At 42.8% G+C, this 519-nt stretch carries 1 protein-coding gene; it reads right to left on the bottom strand.

The genetic code is table 11. The features are described from left to right. Positions 1–494: phosphate/phosphite/phosphonate ABC transporter substrate-binding protein (locus tag R7E78_RS30505; protein ID WP_411913794.1), on the bottom strand; the 494-nt coding region annotated here is incomplete at its 3' end. Positions 495–519 lie beyond the last annotated feature (25 nt).

Raw genomic sequence — 519 nt, forward strand, 5'->3', positions numbered from 1 at the left:
GGTGGGCCAGTAAAGTGGATTGTTTCAAAGAACGATGAGTTGAAATACCCAAGTTTGTCGAGCTCATAACGTAGTGCAAGAAAACCACCGAACGCCTTTTCTGATACAGCGGCGATACTGGCTTCATTGATGTCTCTCAGTGTTTTAAAAGGCGATTCTTCACGCACAACAACGACTGATGCTATCGACTTGTTCGGCACATTGCTGTAAGCCGTTTTCTGCGTTGCTAGCCAGTTAATAGGGTACTCACGAGCAAGCTTAGTTGCCTGTCCTGGGCTCGTTAATATGAAATCCAACCAACCGTGTAAAAAGGCTTCTTCTAGTTGGTCAAAATCGTAAGTATGTAAGTTAAATTCATAGCTGGGGTTTTGTTCTTCCAACCATGTCATTGTGGGTTGCCAAGATACTTTAGCGTGAGAATGCCCTCTCAAAGCCAGCACACCTACATCAAATGTTGTCCTATCAGACAGATGTTCTGCTTTGACTTGAGAAATACAGGTAAAACAAACAAATACAATA

This window comes from Vibrio sp. YT-19(2023) (assembly GCF_033337395.1).